17 protein-coding genes are annotated in these 16,455 nt (G+C 37.0%); 5 read left to right on the top strand and 12 right to left on the bottom strand.

From position 1 onward, the window contains the following. Positions 1 to 19 precede the first annotated feature (19 nt). Positions 20 to 1,597, top strand: a complete 1,578-nt coding sequence (locus tag Q8S25_RS00920; protein ID WP_305533954.1) for a YifB family Mg chelatase-like AAA ATPase — start codon at positions 20 to 22, stop codon at positions 1,595 to 1,597. On the opposite strand, the gene Q8S25_RS00915 is transcribed toward Q8S25_RS00920, so the two are convergent. From Q8S25_RS00915 to ubiE, 6 genes are all read right to left on the bottom strand, one after another. Further along, a complete protein-coding gene (locus Q8S25_RS00915) occupies positions 1,590 to 2,924 on the bottom strand; it encodes an FAD-dependent oxidoreductase (RefSeq protein WP_305533952.1) in 1,335 nt (444 codons plus the stop codon). The genes Q8S25_RS00920 and Q8S25_RS00915 overlap by 8 nt on opposite strands. A gap of 4 nt (positions 2,925 to 2,928) precedes the next feature. Next, positions 2,929 to 4,080 (bottom strand): carbon-nitrogen hydrolase family protein, encoded by a 1,152-nt coding sequence (locus tag Q8S25_RS00910; RefSeq protein ID WP_305533950.1) that lies wholly within the window; start codon positions 4,078 to 4,080, stop codon positions 2,929 to 2,931. 25 nt (positions 4,081 to 4,105) lie between these two features. Continuing rightward, positions 4,106 to 5,419 (bottom strand): DNA mismatch repair protein MutS, encoded by a 1,314-nt coding sequence (locus Q8S25_RS00905; RefSeq protein ID WP_305533948.1) that lies wholly within the window; start codon positions 5,417 to 5,419, stop codon positions 4,106 to 4,108. A 24-nt stretch (positions 5,420 to 5,443) separates the two neighbouring features. After that, positions 5,444 to 6,787 carry a dihydroorotase gene (locus tag Q8S25_RS00900; protein WP_305533946.1) on the bottom strand — a complete coding sequence of 448 codons (1,344 nt, stop codon included), beginning with the start codon at positions 6,785 to 6,787 and terminating at the stop codon, positions 5,444 to 5,446. A 32-nt stretch (positions 6,788 to 6,819) separates the two neighbouring features. Continuing rightward, positions 6,820 to 7,449, bottom strand: a complete 630-nt coding sequence (locus tag Q8S25_RS00895; protein WP_305533944.1) for a porin family protein — start codon at positions 7,447 to 7,449, stop codon at positions 6,820 to 6,822. 65 nt (positions 7,450 to 7,514) lie between these two features. Continuing rightward, complete coding sequence (gene ubiE / locus Q8S25_RS00890; RefSeq protein ID WP_305533942.1) at positions 7,515 to 8,258, bottom strand: bifunctional demethylmenaquinone methyltransferase/2-methoxy-6-polyprenyl-1,4-benzoquinol methylase UbiE; 744 nt, start codon at positions 8,256 to 8,258, stop codon at positions 7,515 to 7,517. A 112-nt stretch (positions 8,259 to 8,370) separates the two neighbouring features. On the opposite strand from ubiE, the gene rsgA reads away from it, so the two are divergent. Further along, on the top strand, positions 8,371 to 9,297 hold the full coding sequence (rsgA, locus tag Q8S25_RS00885) for a ribosome small subunit-dependent GTPase A (RefSeq protein ID WP_305533940.1): 927 nt from the start codon (positions 8,371 to 8,373) through the stop codon (positions 9,295 to 9,297). On the opposite strand, the gene Q8S25_RS00880 is transcribed toward rsgA, so the two are convergent. After that, the gene (locus tag Q8S25_RS00880) at positions 9,294 to 9,497 is read right to left on the bottom strand and encodes a hypothetical protein (protein WP_305533938.1); all 204 of its coding nucleotides are present in this window, start codon (positions 9,495 to 9,497) and stop codon (positions 9,294 to 9,296) included. The genes rsgA and Q8S25_RS00880 overlap by 4 nt on opposite strands. Before the next feature lie 10 nt (positions 9,498 to 9,507). After that, positions 9,508 to 10,050, bottom strand: coding sequence for a gamma carbonic anhydrase family protein (locus tag Q8S25_RS00875; RefSeq protein WP_305533936.1), 543 nt, complete (start codon positions 10,048 to 10,050; stop codon positions 9,508 to 9,510). Positions 10,051 to 10,109: 59 nt separating this feature from the next. Between Q8S25_RS00875 and Q8S25_RS00870 the strand changes: the two genes are divergently transcribed. After that, positions 10,110 to 11,291, top strand: coding sequence for an aspartate aminotransferase family protein (locus Q8S25_RS00870; RefSeq protein ID WP_305533934.1), 1,182 nt, complete (start codon positions 10,110 to 10,112; stop codon positions 11,289 to 11,291). A gap of 3 nt (positions 11,292 to 11,294) precedes the next feature. Here the strand turns inward: Q8S25_RS00870 and Q8S25_RS00865 are convergent, their stop codons facing one another. The 4 genes from Q8S25_RS00865 to Q8S25_RS00850 all read right to left on the bottom strand — a co-directional run bounded on the left by Q8S25_RS00865 (position 11,295) and on the right by Q8S25_RS00850 (position 15,154). Then, positions 11,295 to 11,912 (bottom strand): hypothetical protein, encoded by a 618-nt coding sequence (locus Q8S25_RS00865; RefSeq protein WP_305533932.1) that lies wholly within the window; start codon positions 11,910 to 11,912, stop codon positions 11,295 to 11,297. 6 nt (positions 11,913 to 11,918) lie between these two features. Beyond that, positions 11,919 to 12,992 carry a hypothetical protein gene (locus tag Q8S25_RS00860; protein WP_305533930.1) on the bottom strand — a complete coding sequence of 358 codons (1,074 nt, stop codon included), beginning with the start codon at positions 12,990 to 12,992 and terminating at the stop codon, positions 11,919 to 11,921. A 43-nt stretch (positions 12,993 to 13,035) separates the two neighbouring features. Next, positions 13,036 to 13,368 (bottom strand): hypothetical protein, encoded by a 333-nt coding sequence (locus tag Q8S25_RS00855; protein WP_305533928.1) that lies wholly within the window; start codon positions 13,366 to 13,368, stop codon positions 13,036 to 13,038. A gap of 253 nt (positions 13,369 to 13,621) precedes the next feature. Continuing rightward, positions 13,622 to 15,154, bottom strand: coding sequence for a SulP family inorganic anion transporter (locus Q8S25_RS00850; protein WP_305533926.1), 1,533 nt, complete (start codon positions 15,152 to 15,154; stop codon positions 13,622 to 13,624). Between the two features lie 75 nt (positions 15,155 to 15,229). On the opposite strand from Q8S25_RS00850, the gene Q8S25_RS00845 reads away from it, so the two are divergent. Together Q8S25_RS00845 and Q8S25_RS00840 are read left to right on the top strand one after the other, a co-directional pair. Next, on the top strand, positions 15,230 to 15,460 hold the full coding sequence (locus Q8S25_RS00845) for a thioredoxin family protein (RefSeq protein WP_305533924.1): 231 nt from the start codon (positions 15,230 to 15,232) through the stop codon (positions 15,458 to 15,460). An 11-nt stretch (positions 15,461 to 15,471) separates the two neighbouring features. Next, positions 15,472 to 16,449 (top strand): permease, encoded by a 978-nt coding sequence (locus tag Q8S25_RS00840; RefSeq protein WP_305533922.1) that lies wholly within the window; start codon positions 15,472 to 15,474, stop codon positions 16,447 to 16,449. Positions 16,450 to 16,455: the final 6 nt, after the last annotated feature.

The following is a 16,455-nucleotide window of genomic DNA, read 5'->3' as shown; positions in this document are numbered from 1 at the left end:
GTGTAATTAAACCAACACTATGTTTGTTAAAGCATTTGGGAGTGCAGTACAAGGCGTAGATGCCATCACCATTAGTATAGAAGTGAATGTGAGTATGGGCCAGGGCTATGCGGTAGTGGGTTTGCCCGATAGTGCCGTAAGAGAAAGTTTACATAGAACCGAAAGTGCCATTAAGAATATGGGCTTTCATATGCCGCGCACCAAAGTGATTGTAAACCTTGCCCCAGCAGATATTCGTAAATCGGGTTCTGCATTAGACTTGCCCATTGCATTGGGAATATTAGGTGCAAGCGAACAGTTAGACCATGCAGAAAAACTAAAAGACTTTGTGGTTATGGGAGAATTGAGTTTGGATGGAGCGGTCAATGGTATTAAAGGTGCATTGCCCATTGCCATACAAGCACGCAAAGAAGGCTTCAGGGGGTTGATTGTGCCTAAGGTAAATGCCCAAGAAGCCAGCATGGTAAATCAGTTAGAAGTATATGGCGTGCGTACACTGAGAGAACTGGTAGATTTTTTTTCGGATGAACGTGCATTGCAACAACAAACCATAGACACCCGCGATTATTTTTTTCATGAACAATTTTTATACAATACCGACTTTAATGAAGTAAATGGACAACCCACCATTAAGCGAGCAATGGAAGTAGCTGCAGCAGGTGGTCACAATATTATTTTAATTGGCCCACCAGGCGCAGGCAAGACCATGTTGGCCAAAAGATTGCCTACTATATTACCACCCTTGAGTTTATCAGAAGCGTTAGAGACTACCAAAATTTACAGTGTGGCAGGCAAGCTGCAAAACAATGCTGCACTAATTAGTCAACGGCCATTTCGTTCGCCTCATCATACCCTATCTCATATTGCCATGGTAGGGGGTGGATCAAACCCGCAGCCGGGCGAGATTTCCTTGGCACACCATGGTGTACTTTTTTTAGATGAGCTGCCCGAGTTTAACCGATCGGTATTAGAAGTATTAAGACAACCATTGGAAGAACGCACCATTAGCATTGCCCGAACAAGGGTATCGCAAGAATTTCCAGCCAACTTTATGTTGGTAGCTTCTATGAATCCCTGTCCTTGCGGATATTATGGTCATAGCAATAAAGAATGCACTTGTGAAGTGGGACAAGTAAATCGTTATCTAAATAAAGTATCTGGTCCTTTATTGGATCGGATTGATTTGCATATAGAAGTAGGTGCGGTTGAATTTGATACAATGACATCGAATACAAAAGAAGAAGATTCGTCGGCCATTCGCGAAAGAGTAATCAAAGCAAGAGCCATACAAACAGAACGCTACCAAGGAAAATCAGGCATATATACCAATGCACAAATGACTACCAAGCAATTGCGAAAGCATTGTACCATTGACCAAGCCAGTACCAATTTATTAGCCAATGCAATGAAACACCATAATCTGAGCGCAAGGGCATACGACCGAATTTTAAAAGTGAGCAGAACCATTGCAGATATGGCAGGCAGCGAACAAATCAATGAAAATCATTTGTCAGAAGCAGTTGGTTATAGATGTTTGGATAAAGAGGGGTGGGGTACTAAGAATACAACAAAAAAGATTGGAACTGATATTAAATGATTTCTCTCGCCGCTCGCTCCCCACTTCTTACTGCGCCTTCCATATAGCCATTAAATTGAATGCTGGTTTCTGTGCCGGCCCAATGGATGCGATGGAATGGTGTGGTTAAAGAAGTTTGTAATTGGGTGAGTATGCCCGGTGGAAACATGCCTGCATAACATCCTTTTGTAAATGATTCTTCGGTAAAACTTTTATCGGTATAGTATTCTATATTGGCAGCTTCTGGTCCAAACATTTTTATAAAACCTGCTTTCACTATTTCTTTTCTGGTTGCCTGATCATGCTGCATCAGCTGCTTCGCTTTTTCTGCTAAACTAAAGCCCATCAAAATACCTTTGCTTCCATTGAATGGGGAATTATCAAATACCAAACTGGTTAATTCATCGGGTGCCGCTACCAATCCATTTTTAAATTGCTTTCTCCAAAATGGGCTCGGATACACAGCATAGCATTTTACCACGGTGCCCATAAAACTGGCTCTCATCAATTGCCATTGTGTTTCAGGAACGGCTGGTGTATAATTGATTTCAGTGGATACCGCTGGGGGTATTGCAACAATGCATTGGTCGGCTTTAAAACTAAACCCATCCCCACTAACCATTACGCCCTGCTCGTCTTGATGAATATGCGTGACTACTTTCTCGTACTGAATTGAATCTCCCAAAGCTGCTGCCATTTTAATACAAATACTTTGTGCTCCTCCTTTAATTCGATCTTGTTGTGCGCCCTTGTCTACATTCATTAAGAAATCAAAATTGGTATTGCTCTTAATGTAAAACAGTGCGTGTAAAAAAGAAATATTGGATGCGTCTGTTGCAAAAACCGCTTCTGTTGCTACAGCAAACATTTTTCTAGCTGTTTCATTTTTCATTTGCATATTCATCCAATCTTGCAAACTCATGGCATCCCATTTAGCTGCATGCAAAGATTGATAAGGGTGTGCTAGATCAATGGTTTTGGCCAGCTTATTAATTTTGCTTAGCGCTCTATCTAAACTCAATAATGCAAATAAAGGGAGGGGTGGTATTAAACCTTTATAGTGTTTTAATTTGTTGTGGAAGAGCAGGGTGCTTTTTCCACTATCATAAGTATGAAAAGTTTCAACGCCAAACTCGGCGGCCAGTTGATACATTCTTTCATGCCCAGGGCCTATCCACTGGCCGCCTAGATCGGTATAATCTTGTTCACTAAAATATTCGGTTAAAATTCTGCCACCGCATCTATTGCGGGCTTCAACTACCAATATGTTTTTTCCTGCTTTTTGTAAAGCCAAGCCAGCAGCTAATCCTGCATAACCAGCACCTACCACAATGGCGTCGTACTGCATAAAATTATTGTAGCCACTGATTAACGATTCTACCAGAAGTGGTAGTTGGAGGTAAAACGGATAAATCGTTTTTATCTAAAATAATTACTCTTCCTTCTGCTTGCTTGCCCCACATATTTCCAGTAAAAAATACATTCATACCATAAGCAATGCCTGCATTCACCGATCTGGGCCCCATCGAATATTTTTGCCAAGCTTCTCCTTCGGTTATTTTTTTGTAATCGGTAGTGTCTACATCATTGGGCGCTTTAAATCCATTATAGCCATTCCAAGGAGCATTCCATACAGAATCAACTGCACCCAAAGAAGGAACAGCAATCATGTTAACATCAGTACCTAATTTAGCGTAAGCAGCAGGATACCAGCTATCCGCACAAATTAATACGGCTAATTTCCCAGATGGGGTATTGAAAACAGGTACTTGTGCAACATCGCCACTAGCAGTAAAACCAGCTTCTTCGTTTATTGGAAATATTTTCTTTACCAATGGACCTTGTATTTTTCCTTCCGGATTGTATACCACACTGGTATTGTATAATTTACCTCTTTCAATTTTAAGTTTACCCATTTCATTAATGGAAGGCTCAGGTAACACAATAGAACCAGCAACAATGGTTACTTTAAACTCAGCAGCCAATTCACTAAAAATTTCATCATAAGTTTCCGCAATCTGTTTGGCTTTCATGGCAAATGCAGCATACTTGTCTTTTTCTGTAACTCCATCAGGAACAGTAACGTATGCAACCAAAAACTTGAATAAGTTGGCGGTAATCACCGCAGTCATTGCATCGGTTAAATTCGATTTTTCATAAACACTGCTTTTCTGCTCCATGGCAACCAACCAACTACCAATGTATTCAGGGAATACCACAATAGTTTTAGGGGTAATTAAGCCTCTAGCTCGAGCAGCTTGCATGTAGCTGCGTAAATTATCTCTTAGGGTAACTTTATTAGCGTAATGAATTGGCTTTAATACAGGTTGAATACCCAACAAATTTCCTTTGCCCGAATCAACACCTGCACTTACAATACTATTTGCTTCAACAGCACTGGTGGCTAATACTTGATAAGTAGGTGGCACATCAATAACAACCCATATATTGTATAGGGCAACTATAATCATTGAAATGCCTACAAATCTTACAAGGAATTTCATGCTGTATTAATTTATAGTCAAGGTACTATAAATTTTCTAACATTGATACCACCCCTTCTCTTTTTAAAATAAGGTAACCAAGACGATCATTACTAATACCTTTCTTTAATTGATAGCTAAACACCAATTGTTCGTTGTTTACTTCCGTTTCAAAATAGCGAAACTGAATATTGGGGTGGTGTTGTAGTTTATTCCCTATTTCGTATAAATGCGTGGATAGTATGAACAATGCATTGGGTAATTTTCGCAAACCCTCAATAACAACCGTGCTGCATTTTATTGCATCTTCTTGGTTGGTTCCTTTAAATAATTCGTCTATTAAAATCAACCATTTTTTACCATCACTAATTCTTTCGATGGTTTTTTTTATTCGTTGAACTTCATTGAAGAAAAAACTTTCACCCTTCATGATATTGTCGGTCACCTGAATATTGCTCAGAATTCCATCTAGTCTACTGATTTTCATTTTTTTTGCAGGCACTCCCATGCCAATATGCGCCATATAAGCAGCCAATCCTGCTGCTTTAATAAAAGTACTTTTACCCGCCATATTGGCCCCAGTTAAGAAAATAAAATTAGCAGACTGATTCAGTTGCACTTCATATGCAACAGGTAATTCCAGTAAAAAATGGTACAAGCCTTCTGCTTCAATACAGGGCTCATTGGTTTCAACAACAGTTGGATAGGTAAAATGAAATTTTTGAGCAGCTTTAGCCAAACTTAAATAGGCATCTAACTTGCTGTGAATCTCAATCAGTTCTTCGGTAGCATTTTTATATCGGGTTCTTAAAAACTGTGCAAACTTTAGAATAGTTACAGGAAATAGGCTTTTCTTATTTGCCTGAATCATTTCTTGCACCGTTTCCTTGTTCAGCAATTGTTGAATGCGCTCGGCAGTTTGATTAAGCCAAACAGATCCGTTTTCAAAACGGATTAACTGCGAAATTTTATCCATCCCTTGTACAAAATCAAGCGCATGTTCAACCGTAAACTTGGATAAGGAATAATCAGCAATGTTAAATAATTTATAGATGTACGCATTAACTACTCCTATATCGGACGGATAATTATTAATGGGAGACTCGTAAAATTTTTCCATTACCAATACGGTTCCATTAGAAGGGCTGATGGGGTATTGATCTACTATATTACCCAACTGTTGAATAGTCAATTGGGTTTGTTCTATGGCTTTAACACTGTCTAGTGGGTGGGCTAGTAAATAACGCAAGTATTCTCGGCCTCCATTGGTAAGGGTTAAGTTAACATGGTGAAAAACCGATTGATATTCCTCTGAATGAAATACAGACAGATCGTGTAAGGTAACTTTATCAACTTGCATAGGCTGCTGGTAGTTATAGCTGGTTTAATCTCTTCTGAATTCCATCCTTGCTCCCCACTTAGATTCATCAAACACCCCATTTCCATAAACCATATGCCCATTAACAAAAGTTTTTTCTATGCTGGCTGGCATGGTCATCCCTTCCATTGGGCTCCAACCACATTTATATAGAATATTCTCTTTGCCAATGGTATATGGTTTGTTCAAATTCACCATCACCAAATCGGCCATATAGCCTTCTCTAATATACCCGCGTTCATGAATTTGAAAACAATCTGCTACTGCATGGCTCATTTTCTCTACTACTTTAGGTAAACTAATACGGCCCTCATTTACATAATGCAACATCAATTGTAAAGAATGTTGCACCAATGGCAAACCTGCATGCGCATGTTCATAATCTTCTTGTTTTTCTTCCCAGGTATGGGGGGCATGATCGGTGGCAATAATGTCTAAGCGGTCGTCTAGTAAGGCTTTCCACAATGCTTCTTTATTAGAAGGCGCTTTAATGGCAGGATTGCATTTGATTTGATTACCTAATCTATCGTAATCATCCGATGTAAAATGCAAATGGTGCACACAAACTTCTGCAGTGATTCTTTTGTCTTTCAAAGGAATCATATTGGTAAATAATTGCAATTCGCGTTCGGTACTAATATGTAGAATATGTAAACGACTATTGTTTCTTTTGGCAAATTGAATGGCTTTAAAAGAAGATTCAAAACAAACTTCATCATTGCGAATGATGGGATGATCTGCAGCAGTTAGTTTTTTACCAGTTGATTTTAAATTAGCCAGGTTTTCTTTAATCAATGATTCTTCTTCACAATGGGTTGCAATTAATAATTCCGTGCCAGCAAATACTTTCTCTAACTGCAAGGTATTGTTCACTAATAAATTTCCGGTAGAAGAACCCATGAATATTTTTACACCACAAACCTGGTTTTTCCTTTTATTGATTTTTAAAATCTCTTCTAAATTATCATTAGAAGTACCCATGAAAAAAGAGTAATTCGCTAAAGATGATTCGGCAGCTCGGCTGTATTTCTGTTCTAATAATTCTACTGTTAATGCAGCCGGTGAAGTATTGGGCATTTCCATAAAAGAAGTAGTGCCACCTGCCACTGCAGCTTTAGCTTCCGTATAAATATTGGCTTTATGGGTAAGCCCGGGTTCCCTAAAATGTACTTGATCGTCTATTACACCTGGTAACAGATGTAAACCTGTTCCGTCAATTTCGTTTGCTCTGGCTTTAATATCAATACTGCCACCAATTTTTTCAATTCTATCGTTGCTAATTAATAAATCACCTTGTATAACAATGCCCTCGTTAACAATGCTTGTATTTTTGATTATGGTATGTTGCATGCTGCAATTTATTTAATCTACAGCATATAACCTTAGTCTTCAATATGTAAAGAAAATACGATCATTCTAGACTGTATTTTGTCTAAAACATTCGAATATTTAAGTGCTGCATCAGTTTGATGCAAGTTAGATAATCCGTAGCTTATTTTAATCTCTGGTGATAAGGTAACAAACGGTAAATAAAAGTTAAAACCAATACCTGCTTCAACACCAAAATCATTTCTTTTTAGTTTAATGATATCGTCTGCATTTCTAGCGGTAGAATTAGAAGAGAGGTCTATATCATATTTAACTCCACCCATGATATAAGTTCTAAAATTTCCTATTCTATCCGAATTGAATTTCAATTGAAAAGGAAAGCTTACCAATGTAGAAGGAAGTCGTTGAATTTGTGTATTGCCTTCGCCCAAACGGGTGCTTCCCAATTGGTAAGAAATACTTCTGGCACCGCCAATCACTAATTGTGGATTGGCCCTTACTTGAAAATGTTCGCCCAATCTTCCGGTGGCCATCAAGCCCATGGTAATACCACCGCTAGAGCCAGGTTCGGCCAGTAAAATACTATCCGACTGGGTAAATAAATTGGATTTGTTTACCTGTAAATAGGAACTGTTATAACCCAGGGTTATACCAAAATAATAGAGTTGATCTTCCCGGTTCATCCGGTAGAGTTGTTTTTGAGCATAGCTATACTGCAAAAGACCCAGTAGGCCCAATACCAGTAAGACTATTTGCTTCCGCAGTAAATAGTGCATATTCCGAAACTTAGTTTCTTCAAATAGGTTTGGGTAAAGCCTGCGTCATTCAGTATATTTAAAAATTGAGCTCCTTCCGGAAATGCCTGAACACTGTCGTTGAGGTATTGGTAGGCATCTTTGTTTTTAGAAAAAAGTTTACCAATAGAAGGAGTGATAAAGTTCATGTAAAATTGATACAATTTTTTAAAGCCAATGGAGCTGGGTTTAGAAAATTCTAGGATAACTACTTTGCCTCCTGGTTTCAACACCCTATGCATTTCTTTTAAACCCTTGCTTAAGTCTTGAAAATTTCTCACTCCAAAAGCCACGGTGATGGCATCAAAATAGTCGTTGTTAAAACGAATATTTTCACTGTCTCCATTTAACAAAGTGATGATATTTTCTAACCCTTTTGCTTTAATTTTTTCTCTTCCAAAACTGAGCATGCCATCCGAAATATCAATCCCCACAATCTCCCTTGGTTTTAATAATTGCTCAGTTAATAATGCAACATCAGCCGTACCCGTTGCAACATCTAATATTTTTTTAGGAGCAAGGCTTTTGAGTTCTTTGATAGCCGTTTTACGCCAACCCACATCAATACCTACACTCAAAAAACGGTTTAAGAAATCGTAGCGATAGGCAATATTATTAAACATATCGGCTACCTGGTCTTTCTTTGCCAGCTCACTCTCTTTAAAAGGCACTACATCATCGTGCGCAAATTTTGCCATGGGCCAAAGATATTCATTTTAATCCCTAGAATGGGTTCTGTTAAGCACTCAAGGTCTTTATTTGGGTTAATATTTCGCAAAAATTGTTCGCACTGCTAGTATCTTCGTACTTGTGAAGGCCAAAATATACAAATCAACCGGTAGCTGGTATGTTGCAAAAGCAGCCAATGGACAATTCTATAATGCCCGTGCAAAAGGTATTTTTAAAATAGATGGACATACTTCTACCAACCCTATTGCGGTAGGAGACGAAGTTGAAATGGAAATTGAAGATGTACAAGAAGAATCGGCCATTATTCATCAAATACATGATCGGCGCAATTATGTGGCAAGAGTGTCTCCGCATAATAAACGGATGCATCATATTATTGCATCCAATCTAGATCAAAGTTTACTATTTGCAACCTTAAGAGATCCAAAAACATCACAAGGTTTCATAGATCGATTTTTAATTTCATGTGAAGCCTATCATATACCTGCCATTATTGTTTTTAATAAAGCAGATTTATACAGAGCTAAAGAAATGGAAAAGTTTCAGGAGCTAAAAGAAATGTATACCCAAGCAGGATACCAAGTATTGCTTACCAGTATAGAGAACAATCAAGGTTTGGAAGAAGTAAAAGGTTTATTAACCAATAAAACCACTTTGTTGAGTGGGCATAGTGGAGTAGGAAAGTCTACTTTTATTAATCATTTATTCCCCCAGTTTAATTTAAGAACGCAGGAAGTAAGTGATTGGAGTGGGAAGGGATTGCATACCACTACATTTGCGGAAATGTTCGATATTGACGAACAAACTCATATCATAGATACGCCAGGGGTAAGGGAGTTGGGGATTGTAGACGTGAGCAAATCAGAGCTCTCTCATTATTTTCCGGAGATGCGTGCATTGCTTAACGATTGTCAGTTTAACAACTGCATGCATATTAACGAACCAGGATGTGCGGTAAAAAAACAAGTAGGAATAGGATCTGTTTCAGAAGATCGCTATGTGAGTTATCTAACCATTTTAGATACGATGGAAGACCGAAAATTTTAGTAGTCAAACGACTTTCCTTTTTTGAATTTGGGTGCTTTCGCAACTTTTTCACCAGACAATAATTTCTCTGCCCCTACATTGCGCCCATCGGTTGGGCATCCCTTTTTTCTAGATCCTCCACCAATGCCCATTTTAGCCAATAAATTACAAGAGGACAGTGTAAACAATAAGCAAACAAGTATTACGAAATTCTTTTTCATAAATGGTCATTTATTGTTTTAAAAAATTATTGTGGTTATAGTCTTTAAACCAAGACGCATATTGAACATAGTTATTGGCAATCCGATCAATCTCCCCATGTACCATATCGGGTGATAAGTCTTTTACTTTTTTGGCAGGCACGCCAGCATATATAGTTCCAGATTCAACAATGGTTCCTTCTAATAGAACAGCCCCTGCTGCAATAATAGCATTAGAATGAACTATACAACGGTCCATTACAATAGATCCCATGCCTATCAATACATCATCGTGTATAGTGCATCCATGCACCATTGCATTGTGACCAATAGAAACCCTGTTTCCAATTTCAGTAGGATTTTTTTGGTAAGTGCAATGAATGATGGCACCATCTTGAATATTTACTTTGTTACCAATTTTAATATAATGCACATCTCCTCTTATTACAGCGTTAAACCATACACTGCATTCATCGCCCATTATTACATCGCCCACAATAGTGGCGTTGGGTGCAATAAAACAATCTGCACCCATTTGAGGGTGTTTGCCTAGTACAGGTAAAATAGTAGCCATAGTAGAATTTGCAATGAAGATATTAATAATCGGCAATCTTATTATAAGTTTGGGTTCAAATGAACAATCGCCAATTATTTTTAGACCATGTGGCCCAAACTTCTCCTAAGCCTATTGGCATTGAAATGGCCAGTGCAGAAGGGGTATGGCTAACCGATACTATTGGGAAAAAATATATTGACGGCATTGCAGGATTTAGTGTGTGTAATATAGGTCATGGCAATCCTGCTGTTATAAAAGCTGTGCAAGTGCAAGCTGCTGCGTATATGCATGTGATTGTATATGGTGAGTTTATTGAACAACCACAAGTTTCCTATGCAAAACTGCTCACCCAATATTTACCGCCTTCATTGAACTGTGTGTACTTTACCAATAGCGGTGCTGAAGCCACAGAAGGCGCCATGAAATTGGCTAAACGAATTACGAATCGTACCAAAATAATTGCTGCTAATAAATCTTATCACGGAAGCACACAAGGCGCACTAAGTGTAATGGGTGATGAATATTTTAGAAATGCTTTCAGGCCCTTGTTGCCCGATGTGTACCATTATGATTATGGTTCTGATGAATTGATTGAAGCCATCGACTCAACAACAGCCTGCGTGATCATTGAAACGGTTCAAGCCGAAAGCGGCGTAACTGCTCCCTCCGAAACATGGATGAAAGCATTACGCGCAAAATGTGATCAACATTGTGTGTTGTTGATATTAGACGAAATACAAGCAGGATTTGGTAGAACGGGCACAATCTGGGCTTTTGAGCAATACGGCATAGTACCCGATATTTTATTATTGGGTAAGGCCTTGGGTGGAGGGATGCCACTGGGTGCATTCGTTGCCGACCAACGGCTCATGAACACCTTAACCTATGCCCCCGTTTTAGGACATATCACAACGTTTGGCGGTCATCCAGTCTCCTGCGCAGCAGGCAAAGCGGCGTTTGAAGAATTGATTACTCACCCCGAATGGTTGAAAGATATTCCACAAAAAAATGCCCTATTAAAATCTCGATTGCAACACCCAGCAATTATTTCGATGAATGATTGTGGGTTGTGGATGAGTTTGAAATTTGCTACGAATAAACAAGCACAAGCCATTGCGCATGCCTGTGTTCAAAATGGATTGGTCACCGATTGGTTTTTATTTGCCCCAGATCGAATTAGAATAGCACCGCCATTAATTATTACAGAAGAGGAACTGAATTTGCTCTGTGATATTGTGTTGAGGAGTATTAAAGAATGATGATTAAGAAACTGAAATAATGATTGTTTTTTTGATTCGCCATTTTCCATTAATCAACTCTACTAAAATCCATCTCTCTACACTAGATTTCACTTTGTCTTTTGTAGTTACAACTAAATAAGCTTTTTGGAATGTTTGATTAAATGCAATTCTTGAAAATTGAATGGAACCTAAAACTCCAGTATTTACTTTTTGATTGAAGTCATAATTCATAACAATCTTAAACCTTCCAATATTGGTTAAACTGTCGATATCTAGTTCATGAGTTGCTGTGTCTGTTTTGATAAAACTATATATATCTTGTTCCTTTGGCAGATTGGGTTGATCAAAATCTTTACTCGAAAGTGTTAATTTAAAATCATTATATTTTATTGGTTTTAATTGATTTGAAACAGCAATTAAATTACTTTCTTTTTTTAGTTTCAAAGTATTAATATCATGCAATAGAAAATCATCATACGGATAATACGGTGTATCAAGAGACATTAGAAAAATATCATTGATTACTTTATTTTCAATATTAGCACTATTGTCTACTAATAAATCTTCCTTGGATTTCGTTTTGCAAGAATAAAGTAAACTCAAAATCAAAAGGTATAATATAGAGCGTGGGATATACATCAATTGTTATTTTTTTATAAACTCAATATATTTTTGGTTCAAATTACCATTTGGACCATCTACTATGACAACGTCAAATAACATTCTTTCAAATTCTCTTCCTGTTTCAAAAAATTTAAATCTACCAGTATTTGATAACCCCATTGTATTAACTCCAAAATGTGTAAACTCATGTAAAATTATAATTGACAACATGAATGCTAAAGCATCTTCTTCTTTGCTATTGTTTTGTGCTTGTTGGAAATTATTTACTGTTATTGGGTCTATAAGAAGAATACCTTGAGCGTTTTGATGATTATACTTTCCATAGTTTGGACCAACTGCGTCTGACACTAATATCTCTGGACCACTACCAAGTCTAAAAATTAATCTATCTAAAATTTCTTGCTTGTTAAAACCTGACCACTTTTGTAATGCATTTAAAACCCTTACATTATTTTTTACAAACGATCTTAAATTTTTTACCAAATTAACAAACTTTGGATATTTGATATAACTTAAATCCATTGGGTGGAAATCTAATGGTGCTTCAGTATTGGGGTTATTATAGACAAATGTACTCCCATCATCACCTTCAAATTCCCATATGATATTTGGTGGTAGATTCTCAAAAATTGTTTGTATTTGATGCTCTTCAAGCTGATCAGAAGGATAAAATCCAGTATTTCCATTGTCTCCTGAAAAAGGGCTCCAATACCCAACATTAACACTTCCATCGGGTGGAGAAGGGGAACTATGTGGGTAATTTAGATATAGAAACCAATTGAACCAATCAATACCGCCAATCTCACTACCACCACTGTCTCCGATTGGTGGGACTTCGACTTGGTCAGGGTTAAGTGCAGGATTGCCAATACTGCCTCCAGGACTAAATACCCAACAACCTCCCCCTAATTCTGCACTTCTTGGAACCGCAATAATATATCTAGAAATGCAATATAACAATTCACCCAACCAAGAACTGCTTTTTATTAAGGAGTTACTTTGAATTAGTTCTTGGTTTTTTAATTTAATATTTGACATGGAATTTGTTTTAATTCCATTTTTGAAGTTAAATTTTTTATAACCATAGGTCTTCATATCAATAAATTCATAATACCCATTGAACGGCGTATTAATTTGATCATCTGCTGAAACTATTCGGATAAATAACTTCTAAATGATCAGTTTTAGTAAAATAAAGATTCCCACCACCACTACTTAATGGCATTTTTAGAATCATCTGTCCTTTATAGTAAGTTTTTAGGGTTTGATCTAGGATTGGTTTAGGGCCACCTGGCATTAACTTTTGATAATTGTTAATCCAAATTAGTAATTCTTGTTTTGAAATGTTTTCTGGCAATTTTTCTTTTACAACATCAACCGTTTTTTTACAACCAGTAAAAAACAAACTAGTAATTAAAAGGAATACTAAACTCAGAAAATATGAGGGGGAGAGGAATTTAAATAAACGCATAAATGATTGGTGTTTGAATAGTATTCACCAATACTAGTCTTTATTTCAATAGAGAATTACTACTATAAAAAATACCGTGAAAACACGGTATCTAAATATATCTAAGATAGTTGTATTTCAACGGCTATATTTTCTCATAGACTCAGCCTAATTAAAATCTCGCTTGCACAACCATTAATTATTACAGAAGAGGAATTGAACTTGTTATGTGATAAGATATTGTTGAGTATTGAAGCTATTACACAATTAAATACTATTGCGTAAAATCAATTGCTACTTTGTAAGTTGGGTCTTCCCAAACATTTACGTCAATTAAATCATCTGCATTGTTCAGTAGTTTCTTACAATCTGCACTAAGGTGTTTCAGGTGTATTTTTTTTCCCGCTTTTCTATAACGTTCGGTAATTTTATTGAGGGCTTCAATTGCAGACATGTCTACCACTCGGCTTTCAGCAAAGTCGATGATTACTTCAGTTGGATCGTTCATTATATCAAACTTCTCATTAAAAGCGGTAACAGATCCAAAAAATAATGGTCCAAAAATTTCATAATGTTTAATTCCGTGTTCGTCTGTAAACTTTCTTGCCCGAATTCTTTTTGCGTTGTCCCATGCAAATACCAATGCCGCAATGATTACTCCAACAATAACAGCTAGAGCCAAATTGTGTAAGAAAACAGTTACTAGTGTTACCATAACCATTACAAATACATCAGACTTAGGCATTTTGGTGAAAGTTTTTAAACTTGCCCACTCAAAAGTTCCTATTGATACCATGATCATTAATCCTGTGAGCGCAGCCATAGGAACTTTTTCAATTAAAGCAGATCCAAACATTACAAAGACCAATAACATTACTGCAGCAACAATGCCTGATAAGCGGGCTCTTGCTCCATTTGATACATTAATTAAGCTTTGGCCAATCATGGCACATCCACCCATTCCAGAAAAAAAGCCCGACAAAATATTGGCAACTCCTTGTGCAACCGCTTCTTTGTTTCCTCTTCCCCTGGTTTCGGTAATTTCATCTACAATATTTAGGGTTAATAAACTTTCAATTAGTCCAACGCCAGCAACAATAGCTGCATAAGGAAAAATAATACTAAGGGTTTCCCAGCTTAGTGGAATGGATGGAATATGAAATGGAGGAAATTCTCCTTTGATGGAAGCGATATCGCCTACTGTTTTTGTGTCAATTTGTAAGATGGTAACCAATCCAAATATCGCCAAAATTGCTGTTAGTGAAGCTGGTATTGCTTTAGTTAGTTTTGGTAATCCAAAAATGATAAGCATTGTTAGAAGTACCATCCCCGAAAAATAGTATAAGCTATTTCCTGTAAGCCAATTACCTGTATCGTCTTTAAATTGGGCGAGTTGAGACATAAAAATAATTATGGCTAGTCCATTTACAAAACCAAAAATAACAGGGTGGGGCACTAGTCTGATTAATTTCCCTAATCGTAAAAATCCTGCCAATAGTTGAATTAAACCAGCCAAAATAACTGTAGCAAAAATATACTCTACCCCATGTGATTTTACCAGTGTTACTATAACTACAGCAACAGCACCAGTAGCACCTGAAATCATGCCTGGGCGGCCCCCTAAAACAGCAGTTACTAATCCCATCATAAATGCTGCGTATAAACCTGTCAAGGGCGACAAGCCAGCTATCAGGGCAAAGGCAACCGCTTCTGGAACCAATGCTAGGGCTACGGTAAGTCCTGAAAGTACTTCTGTTTTATAATCAACGGATTGCTTAAAGTTGAATAATTGTATATAGCTTTTCATTTATTTCGCTTAGTATGCTGCAAATGTATCAATTCTGCAATACCCATGAATTATGCATATTTTTGTAAAAAAATCATGGACATAAAAATTCTTGGAGCTGGTTGTGCCAAATGCAAGACTACATATAATAATGTGTTAGAAGCGTTGAAGGAAACAGGAGTTGAAGCTACTATTACAAAAATTGAAGATCTCGAAGAAATGATGCAATACAATGTATTAACCACTCCTGTTCTTTTGATTAATAATATTGCCGTTGTAAAAGGTAGGGTTGCAGAGGTAAAAGAAATAAAATCCTTTTTACAATAATCCCATAAGCCATGTTTACCTGGACACAGCAATTTGCTGATTGGTTAATTTATACCGTATTCGGGATTGCTGAGCATAGTAAAATTGGAGATGCGCTTAATTTCTTCGTCTTTGATACCATCAAGATTTTTATACTCTTATTTGGTATTTCTATTTTAATGGGATTGATTAATTCCTACTTCCCAATTGAAAAAGTCAAAGCATTTTTAACTACAAGAAAGTGGTATGGCTTAGATTATTTCATAGCCTCTTTTTTTGGCACCATTACTCCTTTTTGTTCTTGTTCTTCTGTTCCATTATTCATTGGTTTTGTTAAGGGGGGCATTCCATTGGGTGTCACTTTTGCTTTTTTAATTTCTTCGCCGTTGGTGGATGCAGTAACAGTTGCAATATTCTTTGGAATGTTCGGATTAAAAACCACTTTAATTTATGTCGTAAGTGGAATCGTTATTTCTATGATTGCTGGATTTATTTTGGGGAGGCTTCATTTGGAATCATTGCTTACCGAATGGGTACAACAACTGCTAAAAAATAAACAACCAGTTATTACTACTGAAGAAAACCATTCTACTTCTTTTTTTAAGCGACTGCCTTTTATTTTTAGAGAGTCGATGGATATTGTTAAAGGTGTTTCCATTTATATAGTAGTTGGTATTGCCATTGGTGGATTATTGCATGGCTATATTCCAACAGGTTTCTTTGAAAATTATATTAGTAAGGATAATCTACTAGCGGTTCCAACTGCTGTGTTAGTAGGGGTGCCACTTTATAGTAATACCGCGGGTATTTTACCCATTATGCAAGTATTGGTAGAAAAGGGAATACCACTTGGGACGGTTATTGCTTTTTCTATGTCTGTGGTTGCTTTATCAATACCTGAAGCAATGCTGCTTAAGAAAATCATGACAACTAAAATGTTGGTCATATTCTTTGCAGTAGTAGTCTTATGTATTATTATTTCAGGGTACCTCTTTAATTTTCTCTTGTAAAAATAA

The organism is Sediminibacterium sp. (assembly GCF_030695065.1).
Taxonomy (GTDB): domain Bacteria; phylum Bacteroidota; class Bacteroidia; order Chitinophagales; family Chitinophagaceae; genus Sediminibacterium.
This window is presented reverse-complemented; position numbering and strand designations above follow the sequence as displayed.

What these genes read in the sequence shown, in the direction of transcription:
- Q8S25_RS00920 (WP_305533954.1), top strand. Translation starts at nt 20, where the DNA reads ATGTTTGTTAAAGCATTTGGGAGTGCAGTACAAGGCGTAGATGCCATC.
- Q8S25_RS00915 (WP_305533952.1), bottom strand. Translation starts at nt 2,924, where the DNA reads ATGCAGTACGACGCCATTGTGGTAGGTGCTGGTTATGCAGGATTAGCT.
- Q8S25_RS00910 (WP_305533950.1), bottom strand. Translation starts at nt 4,080, where the DNA reads ATGAAATTCCTTGTAAGATTTGTAGGCATTTCAATGATTATAGTTGCC.
- Q8S25_RS00905 (WP_305533948.1), bottom strand. Translation starts at nt 5,419, where the DNA reads ATGCAAGTTGATAAAGTTACCTTACACGATCTGTCTGTATTTCATTCA.
- Q8S25_RS00900 (WP_305533946.1), bottom strand. Translation starts at nt 6,787, where the DNA reads ATGCAACATACCATAATCAAAAATACAAGCATTGTTAACGAGGGCATT.
- Q8S25_RS00895 (WP_305533944.1), bottom strand. Translation starts at nt 7,449, where the DNA reads ATGAACCGGGAAGATCAACTCTATTATTTTGGTATAACCCTGGGTTAT.
- ubiE (WP_305533942.1), bottom strand. Translation starts at nt 8,258, where the DNA reads ATGGCAAAATTTGCGCACGATGATGTAGTGCCTTTTAAAGAGAGTGAG.
- Q8S25_RS00880 (WP_305533938.1), bottom strand. Translation starts at nt 9,497, where the DNA reads ATGAAAAAGAATTTCGTAATACTTGTTTGCTTATTGTTTACACTGTCC.
- Q8S25_RS00875 (WP_305533936.1), bottom strand. Translation starts at nt 10,050, where the DNA reads ATGGCTACTATTTTACCTGTACTAGGCAAACACCCTCAAATGGGTGCA.
- Q8S25_RS00870 (WP_305533934.1), top strand. Translation starts at nt 10,110, where the DNA reads ATGAACAATCGCCAATTATTTTTAGACCATGTGGCCCAAACTTCTCCT.
- Q8S25_RS00865 (WP_305533932.1), bottom strand. Translation starts at nt 11,912, where the DNA reads ATGTATATCCCACGCTCTATATTATACCTTTTGATTTTGAGTTTACTT.
- Q8S25_RS00860 (WP_305533930.1), bottom strand. Translation starts at nt 12,992, where the DNA reads ATGAAGACCTATGGTTATAAAAAATTTAACTTCAAAAATGGAATTAAA.
- Q8S25_RS00855 (WP_305533928.1), bottom strand. Translation starts at nt 13,368, where the DNA reads ATGCGTTTATTTAAATTCCTCTCCCCCTCATATTTTCTGAGTTTAGTA.
- Q8S25_RS00850 (WP_305533926.1), bottom strand. Translation starts at nt 15,154, where the DNA reads ATGAAAAGCTATATACAATTATTCAACTTTAAGCAATCCGTTGATTAT.
- Q8S25_RS00845 (WP_305533924.1), top strand. Translation starts at nt 15,230, where the DNA reads ATGGACATAAAAATTCTTGGAGCTGGTTGTGCCAAATGCAAGACTACA.
- Q8S25_RS00840 (WP_305533922.1), top strand. Translation starts at nt 15,472, where the DNA reads ATGTTTACCTGGACACAGCAATTTGCTGATTGGTTAATTTATACCGTA.